Raw genomic sequence first — 25931 nt, 5'->3', positions numbered from 1 at the left:
AAGGGAGAAAACGTGAGTAGCCTAAAGGGCGTGATCTGGCGGTTTGCCACCTGGCTGACCGCCTGCTCGCTCATCGGGTTCCTGCTGCTGGCGACCTTCGGAGAGTTCCGCTTCGGCTCGGGCAACGGCTACTACGCCGAGTTCACCAACGTCTCGAATCTGCGGAAAGGGACGACCGTCCGGATCGCCGGGGTGGAGGTGGGCAAGGTCAACGACATCTCGATCAACCCCGATGCGACTGTGCGGGTGAGCTTTTCGGTAGACAAGTCGGTGGTTCTCACCGAGGGATCACGCGCAGTGATCCGGTACGACAACCTGATCGGTGACCGCTACCTCGCGTTGACGGAGGGGGCCGGTGGCACCAGGACGCTACAGCCCGGGCAGACGATCCCGCCGACCCGCACCGAGCCGGCGCTGGATCTGGACGCGGTGATAGGCGGGTTCAAGCCGCTGTTTCGGGCCCTCGACCCGGATCAGGTCAACAGCCTCAGCGAGGAGTTGATCGCGGCTTTTCAAGGACAGGGCCCGGCCATCGGGTCATTCCTCGACCAAGCAGCGGTGCTGACCAACGCGTTGGCGGACCGCGATGTGTTGATCGGGCAGGTCATCGACAACCTCAACGTCGTGCTGGGATCCCTTGGCGGCCAGAGCGATCGACTCGACACCGCGGTGGCCTCACTCTCCGAGCTGATCAATCGGCTGGCGGAGCGCCGAACCGATGTCTCCAACGCGGTGGCCCATACCAACGCCGTTGCAGGCTCTCTCGCCGACCTGCTGGCGAAGTCGCGGGCGCCGTTCCGGAAGGTGGTGCATGAGACCGACCGGGTGGCCGAGATCGCGATGGCGGACCGCGATTACCTCGACAACCTGATCAACACCCTGCCGGACAAGTACCGGGCGCTGGTCCGGCAGGGGATGTACGGCGACTACTTCAGTTTCTACCTGTGCGACGTGGTGCTGAAACTCAACGGTAAAGGGGGACAGCCTGTGTACGTGAAGGTGGTCGGCCAGAGCACCGGGAGGTGCGCGCCCAAGTGAGGTCGTTTGCGGAACGCAATCCGATACTGATCGGCGGCATCGGTGTACTTGCCGTGTCCGCGGTCGTGGTGGCGGCGCTTCAGTACCAGCGGCTGCCCTTTCTCAGCACCGGCGAGGTCTACTCGGCCTACTTCGCCGACGCCAGCGGGCTGAGAAACGGTGCCGTGGTCGAAGTCTCTGGTTATCCGGTGGGCAGCGTGATGAGCATCGATCTGGAGCCCGCCGGCGTTCTGGTCACCTTCAAGATCGGTGAGGACGTCCGGATGGGGTCTCGCACCGAGGCCGCGATCAGGACCAAGAGCCTGCTGGGCGCCAAGATCGTCGACGTGACGCCGCGCGGGGACGGCCGGCTCGAAGGCGCCATTCCACTCGACCGGACGACGTCGCCGTATCAGTTGCCGGAAGCCCTCGGTGATCTGGCGACCACGATCAGCGGGGTGAACACCAACCAGTTGTCGGACTCGTTGGCGACGTTGGCGCAGACCTTCTCCGACACACCGCCTTCCCTGCGGGAAGCGGTGGCCGGGGTGTCTCGCCTGGCGCAGACGCTCGACTCCCGCGACGCTCAGCTGCGCAGCCTGCTCAAGAACGCCGCCGCGGCGACGTCGGTGCTCGCCAACCGCGCCGACCAGGTCGCGGGCCTGGTGCGCGACACCAACGCGCTGCTGGCGCAACTGCGCACGCAGAGCGCGGCACTGGATCAGATATGGGGAAACATCTCGGCGGTGTCAAAACAGCTGAAGGCGTTCATATCCGAGAACCGCGCGCAGCTGAAGCCGGCGCTGGACAAGCTCAACGGGGTGCTCGAGGTCGTCGACGACCGCAAGGAACGGCTGCAGCAGGCCATCAAGCTGATCAACACCTACGTCATGTCGCTCGGCGAATCGCTGTCGTCCGGACCGTTTTTCAAGGCCTATGTGGCCAATCTGCTACCGGGCCAGTTCGTCCAGCCGTTCGTCGACGCCGCGTTCTCCGATCTCGGACTGGATCCGGCCACGCTGCTGCCGTCGGAGTTGACCGATCCGCCGGTGGGTCAGCCGGGAACCCCGGCGCTGCCGGTACCGTATCCGCGGACCGGGCAGGGCGGCGAGCCGAGGCTGACGTTGCCCGATGCGATCACCGGTAAACCCGGTGATCCACGCTATCCCTACCGCGAACCACCGCCGCCTCCGCCTCCCGGCGGCCCCCCGCCGGGTCCGCCTGCACCGCAGCCGGGAGCACAGCCATGATGCGCCGGTCACGGAATGTGCGGGTGGTGCTGGCGGCCGCGCTGGTGCTCATTCTCGGTGCGGGTGTGTTTCTGGCCGTGCGGTTGCCCGGTCAGAGCGCGCGAATGACGGTGGTTGCCTACTTCGAGAACACCACAGGGCTGTTCGCGGGTGATCATGTTTGGATCCGGGGCGTGTCGGTCGGCAAGGTCGAGAAGATCGAGCCGCAGCCCGAGCAGGCCAAGGTCACCTTCTCGATCGACAGTAAGTACCGGGTTCCCGCCGATGCCAAGGCCGTCATCCTGTCGCCGCAGCTGGTGACCGGTAGGGCCATCCAGCTGATACCGCCCTACCGTGGGGGGCCCACGCTGGCCGACGGCGCAGTCATCGGCCTCGACCGCACGGCGGTGCCGGTCGAATGGGATGACCTGAGGGTGCAGCTCGAGCGGGTGACCGAACTGCTGAAGCCGACCGGGCCGGGCGGCGTGAGTACGCTCGGCGCCCTCATCAACACCGCCGCGGACAATGTGCGCGGACAGGGACCCACGATCCGCGACGCGGTCATGAAACTGTCCCGCACGGTCACCACGCTCGCCGATCAGAGCGACGACGTCTTCGCCACGACCAAGAACCTTGCGACGTTGGTGTCCGCGTTGCGCGACAGCGCCGATCTGCTCGAGCAACTCAACCACAACCTCGCCGCCGTGAGCTCGGTGCTCGCCGATGACCCGGACAAGATCGGCAGGGCCGCCGAGGAACTGAATGCGGTGGTCGCCGACGTGCACGATTTCGCCGCCGAACACACCGAGGTGATCGGCACCGCGTCGGACAGGTTGACGTCGATCACCGACGCACTGGTCGACAGCATCGGCGACATCAAGCAGACACTGCACATCGCCCCGACCGTCATGCAGAACTTCAACAACATGTACGAGCCCGCCAACGGGTCGATGACCGGTGCGCTCGCCGTCAACAACTTCGCCAACCCGGTGTCTTTCCTCTGTGGCGCAATTCAATCCGCTTCCCGATTGGGTGGCGAGCAGTCGGCGAAGCTGTGCGCGCAGTATCTGGCGCCCATCATGAAGAACCGCCAGTACAACTTCCCGCCGTTGGGAATGAACCTCTTCGTCGGTACGCAGGCGCGGCCGAACGAGATCACCTACAGCGAGGAATGGATGCGACCCGATCACGTTCCGACCCCGGTCCCTGAGCCGCCCGCCGAGGCGGTCGCCACCGACCCCGCCGACGGTCTGCCGGGGATGATGGTCACCCATGGCGGTGGGTCATGATGCGGCGACGCGCACACGGCGCGGCAACGATGCTGCTCGCGGTCCTGACGTTGGTGACCATGACCGGCTGCGGCTGGAAGGGGCTGAATTCGCTGCCCCTTCCCGGCGTGGAAGGCAAGGGATCGACCTCGTTCGAGGTGCAGGCCCAGCTGCCGGACGTCAACAATCTCCAGCCGAATTCGCGGGTCCGCGTCGCGGATGTCACCGTCGGGCACGTCTCGAGGATCGAACGCCAGGGTTGGCACGCCCTGGTGACCATGAGGCTCAACGACGGCGTGGAGCTGCCCGCCAACGCCACCGCCAAGATCGGCGCCACCAGCCTGCTCGGTTCGCTGCACATCGAACTCGCGCCGCCGACCGATGAACCGCCGACGGGCAGGTTGCACAACGGCTCGCTGATTCCGCTGTCGCGCGGCGGCAGCTATCCGAGCACCGAGCAGACGTTGGCGGCGTTGTCGATGGTGCTCAACGGCGGCGGGGTCGGGCAGGTGCACGACATCGCCGAGGCGCTCTCGACCGCGTTCCGGGGCCGCGAGCAGGATGTGCGAAGCGTGGTCGAGCAGTTGAACGAATTCACCGGCCACCTCAACCACCAGATGGACGACATCATCGCCGCCACCGACAGCCTGAACCGTCTGGTCGGGCGGTTCGCTGCACAGCAGCCGGTGCTCGACCGGGCACTGGCCACCGTTCCGGATGCGCTCGAGGTGCTCAACACCGAGCGGGACAACCTGGTGGCAGCGGCCGAGGGTCTGGCCAAATTCAGTGCGCTGACGGTCGATTCGGTCAACCAGACGAAGGAGAACCTGATCAGGGAGCTACACGACGTCGGCCCCGTGCTGGAGTCGCTGGCCAACGCCGGCACCAGCCTCACCCGGTCCCTCAGCTTGTTGGCGACCTTTCCGTTTCCGAACGAGACCTTCGAGAACTTCCAACGCGGCGATTACGCCAACCTGACCGCGATCGTCGACCTCACGCTGAGCCGGATCGATCAGGCGTTGTTCACCGGCACTCGGTGGGAGTGCGACTTGACCGAACTGGAGTTGCAGTGGGGTCGAACCATCGGGCAGTTCCCCAGCCCCTGCATGGCGGGCGGACCCCACAACCAAGGTAACCCGCTCGCCATCCCCTACCGGTGGGATCAGGGGCCGTGACATGCGGGTGAATCGACGGGTTCAAATCCAGTTGGCCATCTTCACGGTGGTCGCGGTCGGCGCGGTCGCGTTGATGACGCTGCACTTCATGAGGCTGCCCGCCACCATGTTCGGTGTCGGCCAGTACACGGTGACGCTCGAACTACCGAAATCCGGTGGGCTCTACGAAACCGCCAACGTCACCTATCGGGGCACGAAAGTCGGCCAGGTGCGCTCGGTGCGGTTGTCCGACAGCGGTGTCGAAGCGGTGCTGTCGCTGAACTCGGGGATCGACATCCCGTCGGATCTCGAAGCGCAGGTGCACAGCCAGTCGGCGGTCGGCGAATCCTACGTACTCCTGTTGCCGCGCAACGGCTCCGCGCCGCCATTGAAGAACGGCGACGTGATTCCGTTGGCCGACACGTCCGTTCCCCCCGACATCAACACACTGCTCGCCGCCGCGAACGAGGGCCTGCACGCGATACCTCGGGACAACCTCAAGACCGTCATCGACGAGTCGTACACCGCTGTCGGCGGGCTCGGTCCCGAACTGTCTCGGCTTGTGAAGGGAACGACCACCCTAGCGATCGACGCCCGCGAGAACCTGGAGGGGCTGACAACGCTGATCGATCAATCCCGGCCGGTGCTGGACTCGCAGTCAGACACCTCCGGTGCGATCTCGGCGTGGGCGGCCCGGTTGGCCGCGGTGACCGACGAACTGCGTGACCACGACCAGGCGGTCGCGGGCGTGATAGACGAAGGCGGACCGGCGGCCGCCCAGGGACGCCAACTCGTGGACCGGCTGTCGCCAACGCTGCCGACCCTGATGGCCAACCTCGTCTCGGTGGGGCAGGTCGCGCTCGATTACCAGAACGACATCGAGCAGCTGCTCGTGGTGTTCCCGCAAGCCGTCCAAGCCGATCAGGCAGGCATTCTCGGCAACCTCAACACCAAGCAGGACTACAAGGGTCAGTACCTGAGCTTCAACCTGAACCTCAACCTGCCGCCGCCGTGCACCACCGGATTCCTGCCCGCCCAACAGCAGCGGGTTGCCGCGCTGGAGGACTATCCGGAGCGCCCCGCAGGCGATCTCTACTGCCGGGTGCCGCAGGATTCGCAGTTCAATGTGCGTGGCGCCCGCAACATTCCGTGTGAGACCGTGCCCGGCAAGCGCGCGGCCACCGTCGCGCTCTGCGAGAGCGACGAAGACTACGTGCCGCTCAACGACGGGTTCAACTGGAAGGGCGACCCGAATGCCACGCTTTCGGGCCAGCCCGTGCCGCAGCTGCCGCCGCCGCCCAAGAGCCCGCCACCCCCAGTGGCCGACGTCGAATATGACCCGGCGGCGGAAGCAGCTGTCGACAAGTCGTGGCGGGACATGCTGCTGCCGCCCTGATATCGGGTCGCGCGCGGGTCAGCGCCCGCGCCGCAGGCCCTCGACGAACGCCACGGTCTCCGCCCAGGTGGGTAGCAGCCCGGCCGCCGCGGCTTCGGCGAGCGTGGGTGCCTGGCAGTCGCGGTCGGACAAGATCGGATCGCCGTCGAGGCGCGGCCATTCGATGCCCAAGGCGGGGTCCAGCGGGTTGACGGTGTGCTCGCGCTGCGGATCGTACGGCGCCGAGCACAGATACATCACCGTCGAATCGTCTTCGAGGGCAAGGAAAGCGTGGCCGAGCCCCTCGGAGAGGTAGATCGTGCGGCGGTCACGGTCGTCGAGCTGAACCGCGTCCCAACGCCCGAATGTCGGTGAGCCGACCCGGATGTCGACCACGACGTCGAAGACCGTGCCGCGCACGCAGGTGACGTACTTGGCCTGGCTCGGCGGAACCTGCGCGAAGTGCAGGCCGCGCAGCACACCCGATGACGAGATCGAGCAGTTGGCCTGGCGCAGGTCCAGTCGGTGCCCGCTGAAGTCCCGGAATCCGGCGTCGGTGAACCATTCGAAGAACGCGCCGCGCGCGTCGGCATGTATCCGCGGGGTGATCTCCCAGGCACCCGGCACGGCGAGCTCACGCGCCTTCACTGGCCACGCCCCTCGTACTTGGCTTCGGTGGCGTCTTTCAGCGGCCCCCACCACGTTTCGTTGTCGCGATACCAGTCGATGGTGGCCCGCAACCCGTCCTCGAAGTCGGTGTGTTTGGGCGCCCAGCCGAGTTCGTCGTAGAGCGCCGACGGGTCGATGGCGTAGCGCAGGTCATGACCGGCGCGGTCGGCCACGTGGTCGAAGTCGTCGGGGTCTCGATCCATCAGGCGCAGGATCGCCCGCATCACCGACAGATTGTCCCGTTCCTCCTCGGCGCCGATGAGGTAGGTCCGTCCGATCTGGCCGTCGGCCAGGATGCGCCGCACCGCGCTGTTGTGGTCGTCGACGTGGATCCAGTCCCGCACGTTGGTGCCCGAACCGTACAGCTTGGGCCGGCGCCCGGTCAGCACGTTGGTGATCTGACGCGGGATGAACTTCTCCACGTGCTGATAGGGCCCGTAGTTGTTGGAGCAGTTCGAGATCGTCGCGCGCACACCGTAGGAGCGCACCCAGGCCCGCACCAGCATGTCAGAGGCCGCCTTCGTGGAGGAATACGGGCTGGACGGGTTGTACGGCGTCGATTCGGTGAACCGCCGCGCGTTGCCCAGCTCCAGGTCGCCGTATACCTCGTCGGTCGACACGTGATGCAGTCGCACCCCGTGCGCACGGACCGCCTCCAGCACCGTGAACGTGCCGATGACGTTGGCACGCAGGAAGGGTTCGGGGTCGGCCAGCGCGTTGTCGACGTGCGTTTCGGCGGCGAAGTGCACGACGGCATCGCTCTCGGCGACGAGCTTGTTCGCCAGCTCCGCGTCGGTGATGTCCCCCTGTACCAGCCGGATGTCGTTCTCGACGGCCGCCAACGACTCGCGGCTGCCCGCGTAGGTCATCGCGTCCAGCACCGTCAGCGAGTCCTCGGGATGAACCCGCACGCTGCTGTGCACGAAGTTGGCACCGATGAACCCGGCACCGCCGGTGATCAGCAAACGCATGGCAAAACCCTAACGGAGCGGTCTGCCGGTTCGGCGTCAGTCCTTCAGGCCGAGCGGGCCGGCCAGTTCGGCAAGCGTCGGTAGCAGGTTGTCCCAGCCCCCGAGCACCTGGATCGTCACGTGGTCGGCGCCGGCGTCCAGATGCTCGGTCAAGCGTGCGGCGATGTCTTCGGGGGTGCCGTGGGCGACCACCGCGTCGATGAACCGCTCGCTGCCAGGCTTGGCCAGGTCGTCGTCGGTGAACCCGAGCCGCTTCCAGTTGTTGCGGTAGTTGGACAGGTTCAGATAGAAATCGACGGCCTCGCGGCCGATCCGGCGCGACGCCTCAGCGTCCCTGGCCAGCACCACCTTGTGTTCGGGGGCCAGGAACACCGTCGGGCCCAACAGGTTTCGCGCTTCCCCAGTGTGCTGCGGCGTCGTCAGGTAGGGATGAGCGCCTGCACTGCGTTGTGCGGCCAGCTTGAGCATCCGCGGGCCCAGCGCGGCGATCACGCGCCGGCTGGTCGGCACTTTGGCCGCGTCGAGACGGTCGAGGTACTCCACCATCACGTCGTAGGGCTTGCGGTACTCCTCGGTGTGCTCGGGATGCCCGATGCCGATGCCGAGCAGGAACCGACCCGGGTAGGCGTCTTCGACGCGGTGGTAGGCCTCGGCGACCTCGTCGGCGGGCGCCGTCCAGACGTTGATGACGCCGGTGGCGACCTGAAGGTTCTCGGTGCGTTCGAGGATGGGCTCGACGTAGTTGAGGTCACCGGCCGGGGACCCGCCGATCCACACGGCGCCGTACCCGAGCTTCTCGATTTCGACGGCCTGTTCGGGTTTGACCACCCCGAACGTCCAGACTCCGAAGCGGCCGAGTTCGGGCTTGAGCTCAGTCATGTGGATCCCTTCGGGTCACCGCAGGCCCAGCGGGCCTGCGAGTTCGGTGAGCGCGTCCACCAGCTTGTCCGGTCCGGTGAGTACCTGCACGGGCACGTGGTCGGCGCCCGCGTCGCGGTGCTCTTTGAGCCGGTTGGCGATGGCATCGACGGTGCCATACGCCACCATCGCGTCGACAAGGCGGTCGCTGCCCGGCTTGGCGATGTCTTCGTCGGTGAACCCGAGGCGCTTCCAGTTGTTGCGGTAGTTCGTCAGGTTCAGGTAGATGTCCAGCGCCTTGCGGCCGGTCGCCCGTGCCTCGTGGGCATCGGTGGTCAACACGGCCTTGTGCTCGGGCGCGATGAACGCGTCGGGCCCGAGCAGCGCACGCGCCCGCGCGGTGTGTTCCGGCGTCGTCAGATACGGATGCGGGCCCGCGGCGCGCCGCGCCGACAGCTTCAGTACCCGCGGACCCAGCGCGGCGACGACCCGGCGATCCTCGGGGACGCCGTGCTCGTCGAGCTTGTCGAGGTAGTCGTTCAGCGCGTCGTACGGCTTCTGGTATTCGGCGTGCGCCTCGGGATGGCCGACACCGATGCCCAGCAGGAAACGACCGGGATAGGCCCGCTCGATGCGGTGGAACGACTCGCTGACCGGGCCGGCCTCGGCGGTCCAGATGTTGACGATGCCGGTGGCCACCTTGAGGTTGGTGGTGGGCTCGAGTAGCGGCTCGACCCACGACAGGTCCGCCGGTGGGGAGCCGCCGGCCCAGATCGCGCCGTAGCCGAGGTCCTCGATCGCCCGCAGCTGATCCGGGCTGAGCTTCTGCCACGTCCAGTACAGACCGAATACCCCGTAGCGGCCGAGCTCCGGTTTCGTCATGGCTGCTCCAACTTCGTCGCGTCGGCCCGCTATTCCCGCGGTGCGGGCGCCACCAGCGGAAGCAGGACGATGAACCGCATGTCGCCGGGCGCGGACTCCACCCGGATGTCGCCGTGGTGTTTTTCGACGACGACGCGGCGCGCCAGGTCCAGGCCCAGCCCGGTGCCTTCACCGAAGGCCTTGGTGGTGAAGAACGGGGTGAAGATCCTGTCGATGTGTTCTTCGGGGATGCCCGGACCGTCGTCGCAGACCTCGACGCGCACCATGTCGTCGTTGTGCCGCGCGGTGCGGATCGTCAGGGTGCCCTCCCCGCCCATCGCCTGGATGGCGTTGTCGATGAGGTTGGTCCACATCTCGTTCAGATCGCCTGGATAACAATGTAATTCGGGGAGAGCGGTGTCCTTCTCCCACACCAGATTGACCGGTTTGTCCTTACCGATCCTGTCGCCGAAGATCGTCTTGATCGTGCTGTGGATCAGCTCGTGGACGTTGGCGGTCTGGTACTCGCTGCGGTCCATCTGCGAGTACTGCTTGGCGCCGGCCAGCAGCGCCGAGATCCGCTTGCTGGCGTCGGCGATCTCGTTCATCCGCAGCTCGGCGTCGATCGTGTACTTCAGCCAGCCGAACGCGCCTTGCAACGTCGCCGAACAGTCCACGTCGTCGATCGAGGCCTCGACCCGGCCCAGCCAGTCGATGTCGAGCCCGGCCTCGACGAACGTCGGCGCGTAATCCCAGGCCGAGACGATGCCGCGGGACTCCAGCCAGTCACCGACCTGCTCCTCGCGGTCGGAAAGCTCCAGCGCGGTGAGCTCCTGGGCCTTGGACTTGGCGACCTGCTCGGCCACCTCCTCCTGAATGCTCACCAGCACCCGCAGCGCCTCGGGGGTGAACTTGCCGTCGGCCAGCATCGCCAACTTGTGGCGCATCTTTCCGACGCCTTCACGCAGATCGGCAACCGCGCGTGCGGCGGCCGCGGCCGGGTTGTTGAGCTGGTGGGTCAGCCCGGCGGTGATGGTGCCCAGCGCCAACAGCTTCTCGCGCTGCCCGACGATCTCGCGCTGCCGCCGCCCGCCCACCCGGTGGCCTTCGAGCAGATGCACCGCCATCGGGAACTCGCTCTGCATGAACGCGGCGAACGCGTCGGCGTCGAGCACGAAAAACCGGGACGGTTTGGTGACCCGCACCGATGCCTCATAGACGTGCTCCTCGCCGGGCACGTATGCCGACCAGGCGCCGCAGTAGACGCCGCGCTGGGAGGTGCGGTTGGTTTCGATGTCGACGCCCCCGGACCGCTTCGACATCACCAACTCGCCGTCGAGCAGGACGTAGAAACAGGTGGCCGGGTCGCCCTCGGTGCAGATCGGACCCGGTTCGAACACGGCGATGTGACCGTTGTCGCACAGCACCTGCAGCTGCCGGTCGTCGAGGGCCTCGAACAGGAACAACGTCCTCAGTTCGTCGGGCATGCATCTGATTTCCGCGTCGCCCATGGCCTGCCTCCTACTCCTACGCTTCCGCGAGGTAGCGGTGCACCAACATCACGGCCATCGATCCTTCGCCGACGGCGGCGGCCACCCGTTTGGCGGACTGAGAGCGCACGTCCCCTGCAACAAATACCCCCGGCACGCTTGTTTCCAGCTGGTGCGGCGGCCGGTCGAGCGTCCAACCGGCGACGTCACGCAGATCGGGTCCGGCCAGGATGAACCCGTGGTCGTCGCGGGCGATGCCTGCCTGTTCGACCCAGTCGGTGCGCGGTTCGGCGCCGATCAGGACGAACATCCGCTCGCAGCTGTGTTCCTCTTGTTCACCGGTGCGGAGGTTCTCCAGGCAGATGCGTTCCAGATGGTCGCCGCCTTTGACGGCGTGCACCCTGGTGTAGGGCAGTTCCCTGATGTTGTTCTGCGCGCGGATCTGCTGGATCAGGTAGTAGGACATCGAATCCTCGAGCGTGCGACGGCACACGATGGTCACCCGTTTCGCGCTGCGCGACAGATACATTGCGGCCTGCCCGGCGGAGTTCGCCCCGCCGACGACGAAGATCTCCTCGCCGCCGCAGTCGGTGGCGACGGAGGTGGCCGCCCCGTAATAGACGCCCGCGCCGGTCAACCCGGCGCAGCCGTCGGCGTCGAGCTGGCGGTACTCGACGCCCATGGCCAGGATCACCGCCCGCGTGCCGATCGCCCGTCCGTCGGAGAGGTGAATCGTGCGGGCGGACCCGTCGACCTCGAGGCGGAGGACCTCGGCGGCGGTGATCAACTCGGCTTCGAACTTCTCGGCCTGCCTGCGCGCCCGTTCGGCGAGCTGAGCGCCCGACAACCCGTCCGGGAAGCCCAGGTAGTTCTCGATGCGTGAGCTTTGCCCGGCCTGGCCGCCGGTGGCGGTGCGTTCGATCAGCACCGTCTTGAGCCCCTCGGACGCGCCGTACACCGCCGCGGCCAGCCCGGCGGGGCCGCCGCCGATGACGACGAGATCGTAGAAATCCTCGGCCGGGGTGGTGGACAGGCCGAGCGTGGCGGCGAGCTCGGCGTCGGACGGGGCGACCAGCGTCTGGCCCTGTTCGGTGATCACGACCGGGAGGGTCAGATCGTCCAGCCCGGCGGCGTCGAGCAGTCGACGGCCCTTGGGCTCGTCCGCACGCAGCCACGTGTAGTACATCCGGTTGCGGGCCAGGAACTCACGCACCTCCGAGGAGCGGGCGTTGTAGGGGTGACCGATGATCTTGGTGTGGGGGATCGCCCGGTCCCCGGTTTCGCGCCAGGCCTCGATGAGAGCGTCGATCACGGGGTAGAGCTTCTCGGCGGGCGGGTCCCACGGTTTGAGCAGGTAGTGGTCCAGGTCGACGACGTTGATCGCGTCGATCGCGGCGGTGGTGTCGGCGTACGCGGTCAGCAGCACCCGGCGCGCCATCGGAAAGATGTCCATCGCCTCTTCGAGGAACTCGATGCCGCTCATCTGCGGCATCCGGTAGTCGGCGACGAACACCGCGACGGTCTCACCGCGCAATTTGAGCTCGTTGAGCGTCTCGAGCGCGTCGTGCGGCGATTCGGCGCGGACGATGCGGAAGGCCTCTCCGTAGTGGCGCCGCAGGTCGCGGGCGACAGCCCGAGACACTGCTGGATCGTCGTCGACGGTGAGGATTACGGGCTTGCGGGGTGTGGGGCCTGTCATCGAGGTCAAGTATGCGCTGCCCAGCCAGCGATTTTCCTGTTGTAATCTCTCGGGCGGGGATCGTCGTCCAACGATTTTGGGGCTAGCGCCTCAGCAGGTAATATGGACCGGCGGTGCGGCTCCCGTGCCGGCTCTTGCGTGCCCCTGTTCTGGAATTTCTGGCTGCTGGCTCACGTTTTGTAGTCGGAAGCATCAGTCGCGCCGTGCAGGGTGCCGCCGTCCGCGGTGACACCGGGCGCCGCACTACGAGAAGGACACGGAGGATCTCCGAAACATAATGGCAAAGAAAGACGGTGCCATCGAGGTCGAGGGTCGCGTGGTCGAACCTCTGCCCAATGCGATGTTCCGCATTGAGCTGGAGAACGGTCACAAGGTCCTCGCCCACATCAGCGGCAAGATGCGGCAGCACTACATCCGCATCCTGCCCGAGGACCGTGTCGTGGTGGAATTGTCCCCCTACGACCTGTCCCGGGGCCGCATCGTTTACCGGTACAAGTAAGTCAAGAACGAGAAGAACAGGATCGAACACAGCCGTGAAGGTGAACCCGAGCGTCAAGCCCATCTGCGACAAGTGCAGGGTGATCCGCCGGCATGGGCGGGTCATGGTGATCTGCTCCGATCCGCGTCACAAGCAACGCCAAGGCTGAGCCAGGGGTTTTCTGGCTCGCCACCACAACTCAATGACGAAATCCCAGCACCACCGAGCGGACAGGCCGCTCGTCGCGTCCGGTACGGAGGCCGGACCCCAACGGGGAACGGGCTGGGACCAGACCTCCGCATAGAAGAAGGAACACTGCTTCGATGGCACGTCTCGTGGGCGTAGATCTTCCGCGCGATAAGCGCATGGAGGTCGCCCTGACCTACATCTACGGCATCGGCCGTACCCGTTCCAACGAGATTCTCGCGGCGACGGGCATCTCCAAGGACCTACGAACCAAGGATCTGACCGACGATCAGCTGACCCAGCTGCGCGACTACATCGAGGGCAACCTCAAGGTGGAGGGCGATCTGCGCCGCGAGGTGCAGGCCGACATCCGCCGCAAGATCGAGATCGGCTGCTACCAGGGCCTGCGGCACCGCCGCGGCCTGCCGGTGCGCGGCCAGCGGACCAAGACCAACGCGCGCACCCGCAAGGGCCCCAAGCGCACCATCGCCGGCAAGAAGAAGGCCAGGTAAGCAGATGCCACCAGCAAAGAAGGCGGCCGCGAAGGGCAAGAGCACCCGTCGCCGGGAGAAGAAGAACGTCCCGCACGGCGCCGCGCACATCAAGAGCACGTTCAACAACACGATCGTGACCATCACCGACCCGCAGGGCAACGTCATCGCCTGGGCGTCGTCGGGCCACGTCGGCTTCAAGGGCTCGCGCAAGTCGACGCCGTTCGCCGCGCAGCTGGCCGCCGAGAACGCCGCCCGCAAGGCGCAGGAGCACGGCGTGCGCAAGGTCGACGTGTTCGTCAAGGGCCCGGGCTCGGGCCGGGAGACCGCCATCCGGTCGTTGCAGGCCGCCGGCCTCGAGGTCGGCGCGATCGCCGATGTCACGCCGCAGCCGCACAACGGCTGCCGTCCGCCGAAGCGGCGCCGGGTCTAGGAGGAGATTTCAGAGATGGCTCGTTACACCGGACCCGCGACCCGCAAGTCGCGCCGCCTGGGCGTCGACCTGGTCGGCGGGGATCAATCGTTCGAGAAGCGCCCCTACCCGCCCGGCCAGCACGGCCGCTCGCGGGTCAAGGAAAGCGAATACCGCCTGCAGCTGCAGGAGAAGCAGAAGGCGCGTTTCACCTACGGCGTGATGGAAAAGCAGTTCCGCCGCTACTACGAGGAGGCGGTGCGGCGCTCGGCCGTCACCGGCGAGGAGCTGCTGCGCATTCTGGAGAGCCGGCTCGACAACGTCGTCTACCGCGCCGGGCTGGCGCGTACCCGCCGTCAGGCTCGCCAGCTGGTCAGCCACGGCCACTTCCTGGTCAACGGCGTCAAGGTGGACATCCCCAGCTACCGGGTGTCGCAGTACGACATCATCGACGTCAAGGACAAGTCGCTGAACACGCTGCCGTTCCAGATCGCCAGGGAAACCATGGGCGAGCGCCCGGTCCCGGGCTGGCTGCAGGTGGTCGGCGAGCGTCCGCGCATCCTGGTGCACCAGCTGCCCACGCGCGAGCAGATCGACGTGCCGCTCTCCGAGCAGCTCATCGTCGAGTTCTACTCGAAGTAAAAGACTTCTGCGGCGCACCCGACCGCAGAACCCCAACCGGCATCAAATAGCGGGTGTCGAGAAGGAGATAGAGAAACACCATGCTGATCTCTCAGCGACCCACACTGTCCGAAGAGGTTATCGCCGAGAACCGCTCGCGGTTCGTCATCGAGCCGTTGGAGCCCGGTTTCGGCTACACCCTTGGCAATTCGCTTCGGCGAACCTTGCTGTCGTCGATCCCCGGCGCGGCAGTCACCAGCATCCGCATCGACGGCGTGCTGCACGAGTTCACCACCGTCGGTGGGGTGAAGGAAGACGTCACCGACATCATCCTCAACCTCAAGGGTCTGGTCGTCTCCTCTGAAGAGGACGAGCCGGTCACCATGTACCTGCGCAAGCAGGGCCCGGGTGAGGTCACCGCGGGCGACATCGTGCCCCCGGCCGGGGTCACCGTGCACAACCCCGACATGCACATCGCCACCCTCAACGACAAGGGCAAGCTCGAGGTCGAGCTCGTCGTCGAGCGCGGTCGCGGCTACGTCCCCGCCGTGCAGAACAAGGCCTCGGGCGCCGAGATCGGCCGCATCCCGGTCGATTCCATCTACAGCCCGGTGCTCAAGGTCACCTACAAGGTGGAGGCCACCCGTGTCGAGCAGCGCACCGACTTCGACAAGCTGATCCTCGACGTCGAGACCAAGAACTCGATCAGCCCGCGTGACGCGCTGGCGTCGGCCGGTAAGACCCTGGTCGAATTGTTCGGTCTGGCACGGGAACTCAACGTCGAGGCCGAGGGCATCGAGATCGGGCCGTCGCCCGCCGAGGCCGATCACATCGCCAGCTTCGCGCTGCCGATCGACGACCTGGACCTTACGGTGCGGTCGTACAACTGCCTCAAGCGCGAGGGCGTGCACACGGTGGGCGAGCTGGTCGCCCGCACGGAGTCCGACCTGCTGGACATCCGCAACTTCGGCCAGAAGTCCATCGACGAGGTGAAGGTCAAGCTGCACCAGCTGGGTCTGTCGCTCAAGGACAGCCCGGCCACGTTTGATCCGTCCGAGGTCGCCGGCTACGACGCCGCCACCGGCACCTGGAACACCGACGCCGGCTACGACCTGGACGACAACCAGGACTACGCCGAAACCGAACAGCTCTAGTACGTCACATCCCTCATAGGAGTTCGCAATGCCCAAGCCCACCAAGGGTCCTCGCCTCGGCGGGTCGTCCTCACACCAGAAGGCGCTCCTGGCCAACCTGGCCACATCGCTCTTCGAGCACGGCCGGATCAAGACGACCGAGCCCAAGGCGCGGGCGTTGCGGCCCTATGCGGAGAAGCTCATCACCCACGCCAAGAAGGGCACGTTGCACAATCGGCGTGAGGTGATGAAGAAGATCCGCGACAAGGACGTGGTGCACACGCTGTTCGCCGAGATCGGCCCGTTCTACGCCGACCGCAACGGCGGCTACACCCGCATCATCAAGGTCGAGGCACGCAAGGGCGACAACGCGCCCATGGCGGTCATCGAGCTGGTGCGGGAGAAGACGGTGACTTCGGAGGCCGAGCGCGCTAGGCGTGCCGCGGCTTCGCAGGCGAAGCGCGCCGAGAAGGCCGAGCAGAAGGTCGCGGCGGCGTCGGCGCCGCAGGCCGCGGTCGAGCCGGAAGCCGCCGAGGGTCCGACCGAGGACCAGTCGGTCGAGGAGGCCAAGGCGGAGTCGACCGAGGTCGCCGCCGACCAGGCCCCTGAGGCTGAAGCCGACAAGGATGACGACAAGTCCTGACGACTTCGTGAACATGCCCGCCATCGACTCCGGTGGCGGGCATGTTCGTCTTCGCCTCGATATCGCCTACGACGGAACCGATTTCGCCGGGTGGGCCGTGCAGGCTGGGCAGCGCACCGTGGCGGGCGTCCTCGACAAGGCGTTGTCGACGGTGTTCCGCACTCCGGTGCAGCTGCGAGCGGCGGGACGCACCGACGCCGGTGTGCACGCCACCGGGCAGGTCGCCCACGTCGACGTGCCCGCCGATGCGCTGTCGCACGCCTACCCGCGCACGCCACGTCCGGGTGACAGTGAGTTTCTTCCGCTGGTGCGACGGCTCGGCCGGTTCCTGCCCGCCGACGTGCGTGTTCGCCACATAGCCCGCGCCCCATCAGGTTTCGACGCACGGTTCTCGGCGCTGCGCCGCCATTACATCTACCGGTTGTCGACGGCGCCGTACGGTGTGGACCCGCAGGATGCCCGCTATGTGACGGCGTGGCCGCGCCCGCTGGACGTCGACGCCATGGCTGCGGGATCCCGGCACCTGCTGGGGCTGCACGACTTCGCCGCGTTCTGCCGTCAGCGCGAAGGGGCCACCACGATCCGGGACCTGCAGCGGCTGGACTGGTCGCGCGACGGTGACCGCATCACCGCCCACGTCACCGCTGACGCGTTCTGCTGGTCGATGGTCCGGTCCCTGGTGGGTGCGCTGCTCGCGGTGGGTGAGCATCGCCACGAACCCGATTGGTGCGCAATGCTGTTGATGGCCGAGCGACGCTCCAGCGAGTTCACGGCGGCACCGCCGCAGGGCCTGACCCTCGTCGGCGTGGACTATCCGCCCGACGACCAACTCGAGGCACGGACCAGGGTGACCCGGGATCTGCGGGTCGTCGACTAGATGCGGGCCACGATGAAATCCGCGGCTTGATTGACCATGCCCCCGTTGATGTAGGCCCGCGCCAGGTGGTCGGGCCAGTTGCCCTCCCATGTCTTGGGGTCGGCAGGGCTGCAGATCGGGTCCGCGCCGTGACACAGCTCGATGGTGCGTTCGCCGTAGAGCGGGCTGAAGTTCGTGATCGGCCCCACCCAGGCGATGCCGTTGCCGAACAGCGCGATGGCGGCGATGTGACGGTCCATGCCGGCCGGCAGCGGGTTCTTGAAACCGAACGCCGCGATGGGTGCGGCCAGCACGACGTCGGTTACCGCGGCGCCCAGCGAATAACCGCCAAGCACCAGCCGGGTGTCGGGGCAGCGGGCCGACATGTCCTGGATGCGCGCGCTCATGTCGTTGGCGCCGATGTCGATCTCATAGTCCGCGGGGTAGTTCACGGAGTAGAGGTTGATGCTCTTGTCGGTCTTGCTGCGGATCGCGCTGATGAGCGCATTGCCGATCACCCCGGCGCCGGGGGCTTCGGTGCGGCCGCGGGCGAAGATCAGCTCGGCCTGCGGGCAGGACTGCGCGGCAGCCACGGGCGCAAACCATTGGTAGGCAGGCGTTGCCGGTGCGATCAGGCCGGTCGCCGCGAGCACCACTGCCGCCACAAGCAGCAGCCCCCGACGCCCGCAACGACGTACAAGATCGTTTTTCACCCAGCCGATGATAACGGATGGCGACAACGCCGGCGGCGGCGAATTTGCCGGCCGACCGTCTACACCAGGCTGGCCACGAAGTTCGCCGCCTGGTGTGCCATCCCGGCGCTGACGTAGTTGCTGTGAGCGAACGGATTCCGGCCGGGCGAGCAGATCGGGTCGCCGTCGGTGCAGAGGTCGATCGCCCGCCCGCCGAAGACCGAGCTGGTGATCGGGTTGCCGAACTTTGTCGCTGGATTGCCGAACACGGCGACCGCGGCGACCTTGGACACCGCCGTCGGCGGCAGCATCGGGCCCACCGCCCCGAGGCGGTTCCCGAGCGGCGGCACCCCGGCCAGCATGTCGACCACCGCCGCACCCTGAGAGAACCCGCCGAGCACGACCCGCGTCGACGGGCAGGTGGCCACAATGTTCGAGACATACGCCGAGGCCTCCGCGGCACCGTCTGCGGCGAGGACGAAGTCGTAGCTGGCCGGGTAGTTCACCCCGTAGCTGGACAACGTCCGGTTACCGAGCTGGGGGCGGAGCGCGTCGACGAACGCCTGACCGACCCGGCCGATGCCCGGCGGTTCACCGGTACCCCGCGCGAACACCACCGTCACATCCGAGCACGGCTGCGCCGATGCGGTGGTCGGGACGAGGAGGGCCGACGCGGTCAGCGTGGCAAAGGCGGCGCCGACGAGCCGTCGGCGAAGACGACGCAGATCCACGGATCCAGATGATAACGGAGGATGGCGGTCAGACCAGGCCCGCGGCGAAGTTCGCGCCCTGCTGAATCAGTCCGGCGCTCACATAATCGTTGTGCGCGAACGGATTGCGGCCGCGGGAGCAGATCGGATCGCCGTCCTTGCACAGGTCGATCGCCCGGCCGGCGAAGACCGAACCGGTGATCGGGTTGTTGAACTTGGCTGCCGGGTTGCCGAACACCACGACCGCGGCGATGTTTCGGTGCAGGCTGCCGGGCAGCGGAGGCGCCGATCCCATGGATCCGATCTTGTTGCCCAGCGGCGGCACCCCGGCCAGCATGTCCATCACCGCCGCACCCTGCGAATAGCCGCCGAGCACGATGCGTGTCGACGGGCACTGCTGCGCCATGAGCGTGACCCGGTTGGTGGCGTCGGTCGCTCCGTCCGCGGCGGCCAGGAAATCGTAGGAGGCGGGATAGTCGACCGCGTAGGCGGTGACGCTTCGCCCCGTAACCTGCCGGCGCAGCGCGTCGACGAACGCCGTGCCGGGCGTGCCCAGGCCGGGGGTGTCGTCGGTGCCGCGGGCGAAGATCACCTCGACGTCGGGGCACTGCCCGGGGGGCGGGCCTGGCTGGGGCACGGCCGACGGCATCGGGCCGATGACGAACGCGGCGACGACGGCCGCCGCCGCTGCCGGCAGGCGCATTGCGCGCAGCAAAGTCACGCCGACATACTCACACATCATGCCGTCGACGGTCTAACGGTCAGCGGCGGTCGGCATCTTTCCGACCGGGCCGTCCGGCCAGGTTGCCTCGGCGACCTCCTCGGAGCGGTCGCCGAGGCGGGCCAGCGCCAGCCCGCACAGGACGATCGCACCGCCGATGGCCTGCGTGACGGTGATCGACTCGCCCACCAGCACCCAGGCGGCGAGCACGGCGAACATCACCTCGGAGAGCCCGACCAGGGAGGCGAACCGCGGCCGCAACAGCGCGATGCCGAAGATGCCCAGCGTGTAGGCGACCGCGGTGGCCAGCACGCCCAGCGCGACCACCGGCACCAGCCACGCGGTCGTCCATCCGGCGACGACGGCGTCGTTGGTGGTGAAGGTCAGCGGCATCACCCCGGTTACGCCGAGCAGCGTGACGGTCACCGCGCCGACGACGAGCCCGCCCGCGGCCAAGGTGACGGGATGCACGGCGTCGTCGCCGTCCTCGTTGACGTTGGCGGACATCACGAAGTAGCAGGCCGCGCACACCGCGGCGGCCAGCCCCCAGCCGACGCCGACCACGCTGACGTGTGCCGCCGCGAAGACGTTGAGCACCAACATCATTCCCGCAAATGCCAGCGCAACACCCGCCAAGGTCAGATAGGTCGGTCTGCGCCGGGTGGTGGCCCAGACCCACGCGACCACGAGGATGGGCGCGGTGTACTCGAGCAGCAGCGCGACGCCGACCGACAGGTGTGCGACCGCGTTGTAGTAGAACAGCTGCGCCCCGGCGATCGGGATCACGCCGTAGGCCAGCACCGCCCTGCGGTGCGTCACCGCCTCCCGGATCCAGCCCGGCCGCACCAACGTCGCGAACAGCGCCATGACCAGCGCCCCGCCGGCCAGCCGGGCGACCACCGCGGCCGTCGGCGTCCAGCCGGCATCCATCAGCGATCTGGCGAACGGCCCCGAGCACCCGAACGCGAACGCCGAGGTCAGCGCGAGAAGCAAGCCGAGGCGGAAGTGCTCGCCGGCCGGTCGCGTGCGCAGCTGATCCGCGGCCATGAGCACCCCCCGAGCGTAATGAGTAAAATTGTCTTTGGTCATGACATTAGCGACGAAGGGGGTCATGGGTCAAATGCTTTTCAGTCATGACACCGACCTCACGTTGCGGGCCATCTGTGTGCTGGTCAACAGCGACCGGGTGGCAGGCGACCAGCTCGCCGACATGGCCGCCCTGAACCGCTACCTGGACAGGTTCGGCTGGACGGGTCGCCGCGATCACGACGACGAGGAACTGCGCGCCGTGCGGCGGCTACGGGAGCGGCTCGGGAAGATCTGGGCGGCCGCCGGCGACGAGGAGCAGGTCGTCAGCCAGGTGAACGCGTTGCTGAGCGACACCCGTGCTGCCCCGTGGCTGACGCGTCATCCGGAGATGCCCGAATGGCACCTGCATCTCGCGTCCGTTTCCGATCCGCTGTGGCAGCGGATGGGTGCCGAGATGGCGATGGCCCTTGCCGACCTGATCCGCACCGGTGAGTTGCGCCGGCTCAAGACCTGCGCCGCGCCCGACTGCGAGGCCGTGCTGGTCGACCTCTCGCGCAACCGGTCGGGCAAGTTCTGTGACACCGGCAACTGCGGCAACCGCCAGCACGTGGCGGCCTATCGACAACGCCGCGCACATACCGGCGACGGCGTAACGTGAGGGCCTTCGGTGCGAGGGGGTCGGCATGGGTCTTGAGCTCAAACACGAATTCTCGATGTGGGCGTCGCTCAAACCGCCGATCGACTTCGGCGCCGGACCGCTGGGCCAGCGGATCTTCGCCGAAGTGATCGAGGGCGAGGCGACCGGCGACCGGTTCAACGCCCAGGCCGTCGGCGGCGGTGGGGACTGGCTGTTGATCGCGCCAGATGGCTACGGGCGCATCGACGTTCGGCTGCAGTTCGCCACCGACGACGGGGCCCACGTCTACATGCAGTATCTCGGGCTTCTCGAGATGAACGAAACCGTCGCACAGGCGCTGGCGTCGGGCAGAGCCACCGCGTTCGAGGATCAGTACTTCAGGACGACGCCGCGGGTCGAGACGGGCGACCCACGCTATACCTGGATGGCCCACAGCGTGTTCGTCGCCCGCGGCAAGCTGCGCGAAGGTTTCGGGGTGGAGTACGAGGTCTTTCGGGCCGTTTAGAAATCGGTGAGCGCCGCGCGAATCAGCGAAACCGGCGCTGGGCGCGGAGGTAACGCCGGCGGCGCAGAAATCGGTGACAACCCGAGGCCCGTTCGGCCGTTAGGCTGGGTCGCGGGGGAGGGGAATGGCTCGGGACCCGACGACCAGACTGCAGCTCAGCGGCCACCGATTCCTGGTGCGGCGGATGACCCACGCCCTGGTCCGGGGCGATGTCCGGATGCTCGACGATCCGCTACGCGCACAGTCGCTTTCGCTGGTGGCCGGTTGCGTGCTGGCGGTCATCGTCATCGCCGCCTGCGCGGTCCTGGCGTTCCTCGGCCCCAAGAACGAGCTTGGCGCCGCACCGATCGCCGTCGTACGCGAGTCCGGCGCGCTGTACGTGCGGATCGACGACACCATGCATCCGACTTTCAACCTCGCCTCGGCCCGGCTCATCGCGGGCACGGCGGACACCCCGGAACTGGTCAGCGCATCCGCGGTCGCCGACGCGAAAACAGGTGCGCTGGTCGGCATTCCCGGCGCACCGCACACCGTGGCGCCGCCGCTCGATGAGTCGGAATCCGACTGGACCGTGTGCCAGGACGCCACGGCGACCACCACGGTGCTCGTCGGGGCCGACGTCGAGCACCTGGATGCCGGCCGCAGCGCGCTCGTCGTGGCCGGCGGAGAGGGCGCCGCCGCGACCTACCTGCTCTACGACGGGGTGCGGGCGCGGGTGGATCTGCGCAACCCCGCGGTGGTGCGTGCGCTTCGGCTCGACGGCGTGAAGCCGCGCATCGTCTCCCGGGTGATGCTCGCCGCGGTGCCGGAGGTTCCCGAACTCGCCGTTCCCGTCATCGCGAACGCGGGAACGGCGGGGCCGGCCACGCTGCACCGCCTTGCGGTGGGCACGGTGGTGCGGCTGCCACAGGCGGACTCGACCGCGTACTACGTCGTGCTCAGCGATGGGGTGCAGCGGATCGGCGTGGCCGCCGCCGACCTCATCCGGTTCACCTACTCCGCGGGTCGCCGCGATATCACCACCGTCGAGCCGGGCGTCATCGGGTCCGTGCCGGTGGTCGACGACCTCCCTGTCGGCCGGTTCCCCGATCGCGGGGGAGTGGCCGACGAACCGGTGTTGTGCGTGCGGTGGAAGTGGTCGGCTTCGACCCGATCCGTGGAACATCGGGTGCTGATGGGCAATTCGCTACCTGTCGCCGACCTCGACGCGGTCACGTCGCTGGCGAACGCGGATGACGCAGGCGTCGGCGTCGACCGGGTCTACCTGCCCCGCGGTCGCGCGGCCTACGTGCGGGCGACCGGTGTGACCGGTGCCGGCGCGGACGCCGGGACGTTGTACTACGTCGACGGCTCCGGGGTGGTGTTCGGCCTGCACGACGACGACGCCGCCAACCGCCTCGGACTGTCCGGTGCCCCGGTGCCGGCGCCGTGGCCCGTGCTCGCCAGCCTGCCGCGCGGACCGGGGCTCAGCGTCGCGGCCGCTTCAATCGTGCGCGACAGCCTGGGACCGCCGTCGTAACCGCGTCACCGCGATCAGCGCCGCCGACACCGCGACACAGACCGTCGCACCGCGCACGGCGATCCGGGTGGGCCGTTCGTCCGGCGGGTCCGCGACAGGGACGGACACCCGGCGTGGTGTGTCAGGGGCATCCGATTGTGTGGGACGGCCGGTCACGGCGGCGACCGGATCGACAACCCCATGTCCGACAACAGGATTCCAGCCGGCGGCAGGTGGACGTGCGGTGGCTTCGATGCGCTGCATGACCTGTCGCGCCGTCAGCTCCGGTGAGCGCGCCCGCAGCAGCGCAGCGACTCCGGTCACCACAGGAGCGGCGTAGCTCGTGCCCGCGATCGGCGACGCGCCGCCGGCGGCGGGCAGTTCATCGACGAGGCCCTCGCCATCGGGATCCAGCGACACGATGCCCTCACCGGGAGCGGCGACATCCACCCACGGACCCGCCAGGGTGAACTTCGACGCCGTACCGTTCGGGGTGACCGACCCGACCGTCAGCACGTAGTCGTCGTACCAGGCCGGGCTGACGACCACGCGCACGCCCGCCCAGTCGGGACGGCCGGCCTGCGTGGGATCGACCGGGTTCTGCTGCGGGCATTGTCCTAAGCCGCCGACGTTTCCGGCCGCGGCCACCACGACGGCGTTCTTGACGTCGACGGCGTAGGCCAGCGCGGCACCGAGGGCGCGGTCGTCGAGGAGGTCCTCGGCGGGCAGGCACGCGACCGAGGACACGTTGATCACCGTGGCGCCCATGTCGGCGGCGGTGCGGACCGCCATGGCCAGGGTGTCCACGTCGCCGAACCCCGAGCCGGTGGCGTCGTCGACGGCACGGAACTTGGTGCTGGACTGGCGGATACCGATGATCGTGGCGTCGGGTGCGACGCCTTGGAACGCGCCGTCGCCAGCGGCCCCGACGATGCCGGCCACGATCGTGCCGTGACCGTCGCAGTCGTCGGTGCCGTCGCCGCTCGACACATAGTCGCCGCCGGGGATGAGGTGGGGCAGAAGCCGGTGCCGCGACACGCCGGTGTCGATGATCGCGACCGTCTGCCCGCCGCCGCGCGTCAGTTGCCAAACCGACGGCAAACCAAGGGCGTTGAGCTGCTCTGGCTTGCCCTGCTCGATGGTGTCGGTCGATGACACACATGGCTCCTGTTGGCGGGTGGGCCGCGGTGGCGCAGGCGATGCCGCCCGGGGCAGCCGCGAGTCATCCACCGCCGGTGGGCTCACCGCCGCCGCAGGCGCGCTCATGCCCACCGGAAGCGCGACCAACAACGCCGCCACCAAGAGCCGCGCCGCCCTCATGACAAGCCAATGGCGCGGACAACACCGTAGACACCGGCGACCCAGCAGGCCAGCGGCACAACGGCTGCCGCAGCGACGTACTCGGCGACCTCGACAACCCGCTGCAACACGGGACCGACGGACAGCCCGATCAGCCGACTCAACCCCGCCGCGCCCGCGGCGGTGGCCAGCAGGCTGAACCAGTGCAACTGACCGGGCATCGCGGCAGCGGCGATCACGAAACACGCCACCGCCGACACGATTCCCCCGACTCCGAGTGCAGTGCGACGGGCCGGATCGACGTGGACGCGCGTCCGCAGTAGGAGCACGGCGGCCATGATCCCGACAAACAGGGCGGTGTTCAGCTTCGCCGTATGACCGGCCACCGCGGCGAACGTGACCGTCGCGCAACCCAGCGTCGCGGCCGTCGAGGCGCCCACGACCAGCCCCGTCAACACTCGGTGAGCATGTGTCACCCCGGCGTCGCCGACGGGCAGGTCGTCGGAGCCCGGCGGCGGAGGCCCGACGCCGGCCGCCAGCATCGAAAGACGGGGCGCCACCGCCAATGCCGCGAGCGATAAGGCGGCGAGCAGGGTTCCGACCGTGGCCGGCGGAAGATGCCACCCCGACCCGGCCCCCGCCGCCGAGGCGGTCAATGCGGCAGCCGATGCGATCGCCGTCAACCACACCGTCGCACATCGGGTCAGGCGCAGTAGCGCCATCGTCATCGCCAGCGCTGACGCCGAGGACAACAGGACGTGAGGAGTGGCCGGCCCGCCAGGAACCGCGATGAATCCCGCTGCGGCGACGAACATCACCGCCACCACGCTCAATGCCGATGCCATCGGGCCGTCGGGGTACGCCCGGTCGCTCACTACCGCAGCCGCCGTCGTGACGGCGGCCACGCCGAGGGCCGTCACCAAGCGCGCAGTCGTCGGGGCCTCGGCCCATCCGAGCGCCGCGGCCGCCACCGTTGCCGCGGTCAAAGCACCGGTGACAGGCAGCAGCGCCGACGCATCGTCGGTATCGGTGAGCTGCGCGGTCAGCCGGCCGAAATCACCCGGAGACCACACCGGCTCCGGTGGTGCGACCGTCGTGAGCAGCAGCATCGCGCCGTCGTCAATTCCGTTCTGTTCCAGCGTCATAAACTCGTCGAGCGAGACACCGCCGATCCGCACAAGCCGCCAACGGACACCGACCTCCGGCGCGATCGCGCCGTGCGTCAGCTCCACGATCGACGGCATCAGCTGGCACAGGTGGATGTCGCGCGGCAACGCGAGGTCGACCTCGTGACAGCCGTCGTCGCGTTGATGCTCAACGGTCAGTCGGCACAGCCCATTTCGCATCGCATCCCCCGTAGCTCCGACCCATACCGTCACCGTAACCCCGGCCAGGGGATCGCCCGCGCGGCAATTTCTCGGGTTGGGGA

Annotated in this window: 28 protein-coding genes; 16 read left to right on the top strand and 12 right to left on the bottom strand. The window is 67.8% G+C overall.

Annotated elements, in window-relative coordinates; all coding sequences use genetic code 11:
* Positions 1 to 12 precede the first annotated feature (12 nt).
* Genes G6N28_RS05370 through G6N28_RS05350 form a run of 5 tightly spaced genes read left to right on the top strand, consistent with a single transcriptional unit; the run spans position 13 to position 6064 of the window.
* Entirely contained in the window at positions 13 to 1038 is a 1026-nt protein-coding gene (locus G6N28_RS05370) for a virulence factor Mce family protein (protein WP_163897783.1), read from the top strand.
* Positions 1035 to 2267 (top strand): MCE family protein, encoded by a 1233-nt coding sequence (locus G6N28_RS05365; protein ID WP_163897780.1) that lies wholly within the window; start codon positions 1035 to 1037, stop codon positions 2265 to 2267. Before G6N28_RS05370 ends, G6N28_RS05365 begins: the two co-directional genes overlap by 4 nt.
* Positions 2264 to 3535 carry a virulence factor Mce family protein gene (locus G6N28_RS05360; protein ID WP_179962019.1) on the top strand — a complete coding sequence of 424 codons (1272 nt, stop codon included), beginning with the start codon at positions 2264 to 2266 and terminating at the stop codon, positions 3533 to 3535. The genes G6N28_RS05365 and G6N28_RS05360 overlap by 4 nt, the downstream gene beginning before the upstream one ends.
* Positions 3536 to 3564: 29 nt before the next feature.
* A complete protein-coding gene (locus G6N28_RS05355) occupies positions 3565 to 4689 on the top strand; it encodes a virulence factor Mce family protein (RefSeq protein WP_235674722.1) in 1125 nt (374 codons plus the stop codon).
* Position 4690: 1 nt separating this feature from the next.
* Positions 4691 to 6064 (top strand): MCE family protein, encoded by a 1374-nt coding sequence (locus G6N28_RS05350; RefSeq protein WP_163897773.1) that lies wholly within the window; start codon positions 4691 to 4693, stop codon positions 6062 to 6064.
* A gap of 18 nt (positions 6065 to 6082) precedes the next feature.
* Here the strand turns inward: G6N28_RS05350 and rfbC are convergent, their stop codons facing one another.
* The 6 genes from rfbC to G6N28_RS05320 are packed head-to-tail and all read right to left on the bottom strand — an operon-like array spanning position 6083 to position 12591.
* Complete coding sequence (gene rfbC, locus G6N28_RS05345) at positions 6083 to 6691, bottom strand: dTDP-4-dehydrorhamnose 3,5-epimerase (RefSeq protein ID WP_163897770.1); 609 nt, start codon at positions 6689 to 6691, stop codon at positions 6083 to 6085.
* Positions 6688 to 7683: a dTDP-glucose 4,6-dehydratase gene (gene rfbB, locus G6N28_RS05340; RefSeq protein WP_163897767.1), complete on the bottom strand. Its 996-nt coding sequence runs from the start codon at positions 7681 to 7683 to the stop codon at positions 6688 to 6690. Before rfbB ends, rfbC begins: the two co-directional genes overlap by 4 nt.
* Positions 7684 to 7719: 36 nt before the next feature.
* Positions 7720 to 8562, bottom strand: a complete 843-nt coding sequence (locus G6N28_RS05335; protein ID WP_163897764.1) for an LLM class F420-dependent oxidoreductase — start codon at positions 8560 to 8562, stop codon at positions 7720 to 7722.
* 15 nt (positions 8563 to 8577) lie between these two features.
* Positions 8578 to 9423, bottom strand: a complete 846-nt coding sequence (locus tag G6N28_RS05330) for an LLM class F420-dependent oxidoreductase (RefSeq protein WP_163897761.1) — start codon at positions 9421 to 9423, stop codon at positions 8578 to 8580.
* A gap of 29 nt (positions 9424 to 9452) precedes the next feature.
* Complete coding sequence (locus G6N28_RS05325) at positions 9453 to 10913, bottom strand: ATP-binding protein (protein WP_163897758.1); 1461 nt, start codon at positions 10911 to 10913, stop codon at positions 9453 to 9455.
* Positions 10914 to 10929: 16 nt separating this feature from the next.
* A complete protein-coding gene (locus G6N28_RS05320; protein WP_163897755.1) occupies positions 10930 to 12591 on the bottom strand; it encodes an NAD(P)/FAD-dependent oxidoreductase in 1662 nt (553 codons plus the stop codon).
* 277 nt (positions 12592 to 12868) lie between these two features.
* Here G6N28_RS05320 and infA point away from each other — a divergent pair, with 277 nt between their 5' ends.
* The 8 genes from infA to truA all read left to right on the top strand — a co-directional run bounded on the left by infA (position 12869) and on the right by truA (position 17432).
* A complete protein-coding gene (infA, locus tag G6N28_RS05315) occupies positions 12869 to 13090 on the top strand; it encodes a translation initiation factor IF-1 (protein WP_003418601.1) in 222 nt (73 codons plus the stop codon).
* 34 nt (positions 13091 to 13124) lie between these two features.
* Positions 13125 to 13238, top strand: a complete 114-nt coding sequence (rpmJ, locus tag G6N28_RS05310) for a 50S ribosomal protein L36 (protein ID WP_003879483.1) — start codon at positions 13125 to 13127, stop codon at positions 13236 to 13238.
* 154 nt (positions 13239 to 13392) lie between these two features.
* Positions 13393 to 13767 (top strand): 30S ribosomal protein S13, encoded by a 375-nt coding sequence (gene rpsM, locus G6N28_RS05305; RefSeq protein ID WP_046751017.1) that lies wholly within the window; start codon positions 13393 to 13395, stop codon positions 13765 to 13767.
* Positions 13768 to 13771: 4 nt separating this feature from the next.
* A complete protein-coding gene (gene rpsK, locus G6N28_RS05300; RefSeq protein WP_128107799.1) occupies positions 13772 to 14179 on the top strand; it encodes a 30S ribosomal protein S11 in 408 nt (135 codons plus the stop codon).
* Between the two features lie 15 nt (positions 14180 to 14194).
* Positions 14195 to 14800 carry a 30S ribosomal protein S4 gene (rpsD, locus tag G6N28_RS05295; RefSeq protein WP_163897752.1) on the top strand — a complete coding sequence of 202 codons (606 nt, stop codon included), beginning with the start codon at positions 14195 to 14197 and terminating at the stop codon, positions 14798 to 14800.
* An 80-nt stretch (positions 14801 to 14880) separates the two neighbouring features.
* Entirely contained in the window at positions 14881 to 15933 is a 1053-nt protein-coding gene (locus tag G6N28_RS05290) for a DNA-directed RNA polymerase subunit alpha (protein ID WP_163897748.1), read from the top strand.
* 28 nt (positions 15934 to 15961) lie between these two features.
* Entirely contained in the window at positions 15962 to 16555 is a 594-nt protein-coding gene (gene rplQ / locus G6N28_RS05285) for a 50S ribosomal protein L17 (RefSeq protein ID WP_163897746.1), read from the top strand.
* Positions 16539 to 17432 carry a tRNA pseudouridine(38-40) synthase TruA gene (truA, locus tag G6N28_RS05280; RefSeq protein ID WP_170307884.1) on the top strand — a complete coding sequence of 298 codons (894 nt, stop codon included), beginning with the start codon at positions 16539 to 16541 and terminating at the stop codon, positions 17430 to 17432. The genes rplQ and truA overlap by 17 nt, the downstream gene beginning before the upstream one ends.
* Here truA and G6N28_RS05275 read toward each other — a convergent pair.
* The 4 genes from G6N28_RS05275 to G6N28_RS05260 are packed head-to-tail and all read right to left on the bottom strand — an operon-like array spanning position 17429 to position 20581.
* Positions 17429 to 18124: a cutinase family protein gene (locus tag G6N28_RS05275; RefSeq protein ID WP_163897743.1), complete on the bottom strand. Its 696-nt coding sequence runs from the start codon at positions 18122 to 18124 to the stop codon at positions 17429 to 17431. The two genes, truA and G6N28_RS05275, sit on opposite strands and share 4 nt — an antisense overlap.
* Positions 18125 to 18183: 59 nt before the next feature.
* On the bottom strand, positions 18184 to 18828 hold the full coding sequence (locus tag G6N28_RS05270) for a cutinase family protein (RefSeq protein ID WP_163905853.1): 645 nt from the start codon (positions 18826 to 18828) through the stop codon (positions 18184 to 18186).
* A 34-nt stretch (positions 18829 to 18862) separates the two neighbouring features.
* Entirely contained in the window at positions 18863 to 19552 is a 690-nt protein-coding gene (locus G6N28_RS05265) for a cutinase family protein (protein ID WP_163905851.1), read from the bottom strand.
* Between the two features lie 15 nt (positions 19553 to 19567).
* Entirely contained in the window at positions 19568 to 20581 is a 1014-nt protein-coding gene (locus G6N28_RS05260) for an EamA family transporter (protein WP_163905849.1), read from the bottom strand.
* A gap of 73 nt (positions 20582 to 20654) precedes the next feature.
* Between G6N28_RS05260 and G6N28_RS05255 the strand changes: the two genes are divergently transcribed.
* The 3 genes from G6N28_RS05255 to eccB all read left to right on the top strand — a co-directional run bounded on the left by G6N28_RS05255 (position 20655) and on the right by eccB (position 23224).
* Positions 20655 to 21221 carry a CGNR zinc finger domain-containing protein gene (locus G6N28_RS05255; protein ID WP_163905847.1) on the top strand — a complete coding sequence of 189 codons (567 nt, stop codon included), beginning with the start codon at positions 20655 to 20657 and terminating at the stop codon, positions 21219 to 21221.
* Positions 21222 to 21246: 25 nt separating this feature from the next.
* Complete coding sequence (locus tag G6N28_RS05250) at positions 21247 to 21705, top strand: DUF3237 domain-containing protein (protein WP_163897740.1); 459 nt, start codon at positions 21247 to 21249, stop codon at positions 21703 to 21705.
* A 124-nt stretch (positions 21706 to 21829) separates the two neighbouring features.
* The gene (gene eccB, locus G6N28_RS05245; protein ID WP_163897737.1) at positions 21830 to 23224 is read left to right on the top strand and encodes a type VII secretion protein EccB; all 1395 of its coding nucleotides are present in this window, start codon (positions 21830 to 21832) and stop codon (positions 23222 to 23224) included.
* On the opposite strand, the gene mycP is transcribed toward eccB, so the two are convergent.
* Entirely contained in the window at positions 23189 to 24523 is a 1335-nt protein-coding gene (gene mycP, locus G6N28_RS05240; RefSeq protein ID WP_163897734.1) for a type VII secretion-associated serine protease mycosin, read from the bottom strand. The two genes, eccB and mycP, sit on opposite strands and share 36 nt — an antisense overlap.
* Positions 24520 to 25848 (bottom strand): type VII secretion integral membrane protein EccD, encoded by a 1329-nt coding sequence (gene eccD / locus G6N28_RS05235; protein WP_163897731.1) that lies wholly within the window; start codon positions 25846 to 25848, stop codon positions 24520 to 24522. Before eccD ends, mycP begins: the two co-directional genes overlap by 4 nt.
* Positions 25849 to 25931: the final 83 nt, after the last annotated feature.

Origin of the sequence: Mycolicibacterium pulveris, assembly GCF_010725725.1 — a bacterium.
Classification (GTDB): Bacteria; Actinomycetota; Actinomycetes; order Mycobacteriales; family Mycobacteriaceae; genus Mycobacterium; species Mycobacterium pulveris.
Note: the sequence above shows the minus strand (reverse complement) of the source record. Positions and strands in the feature narration are given on the sequence as shown.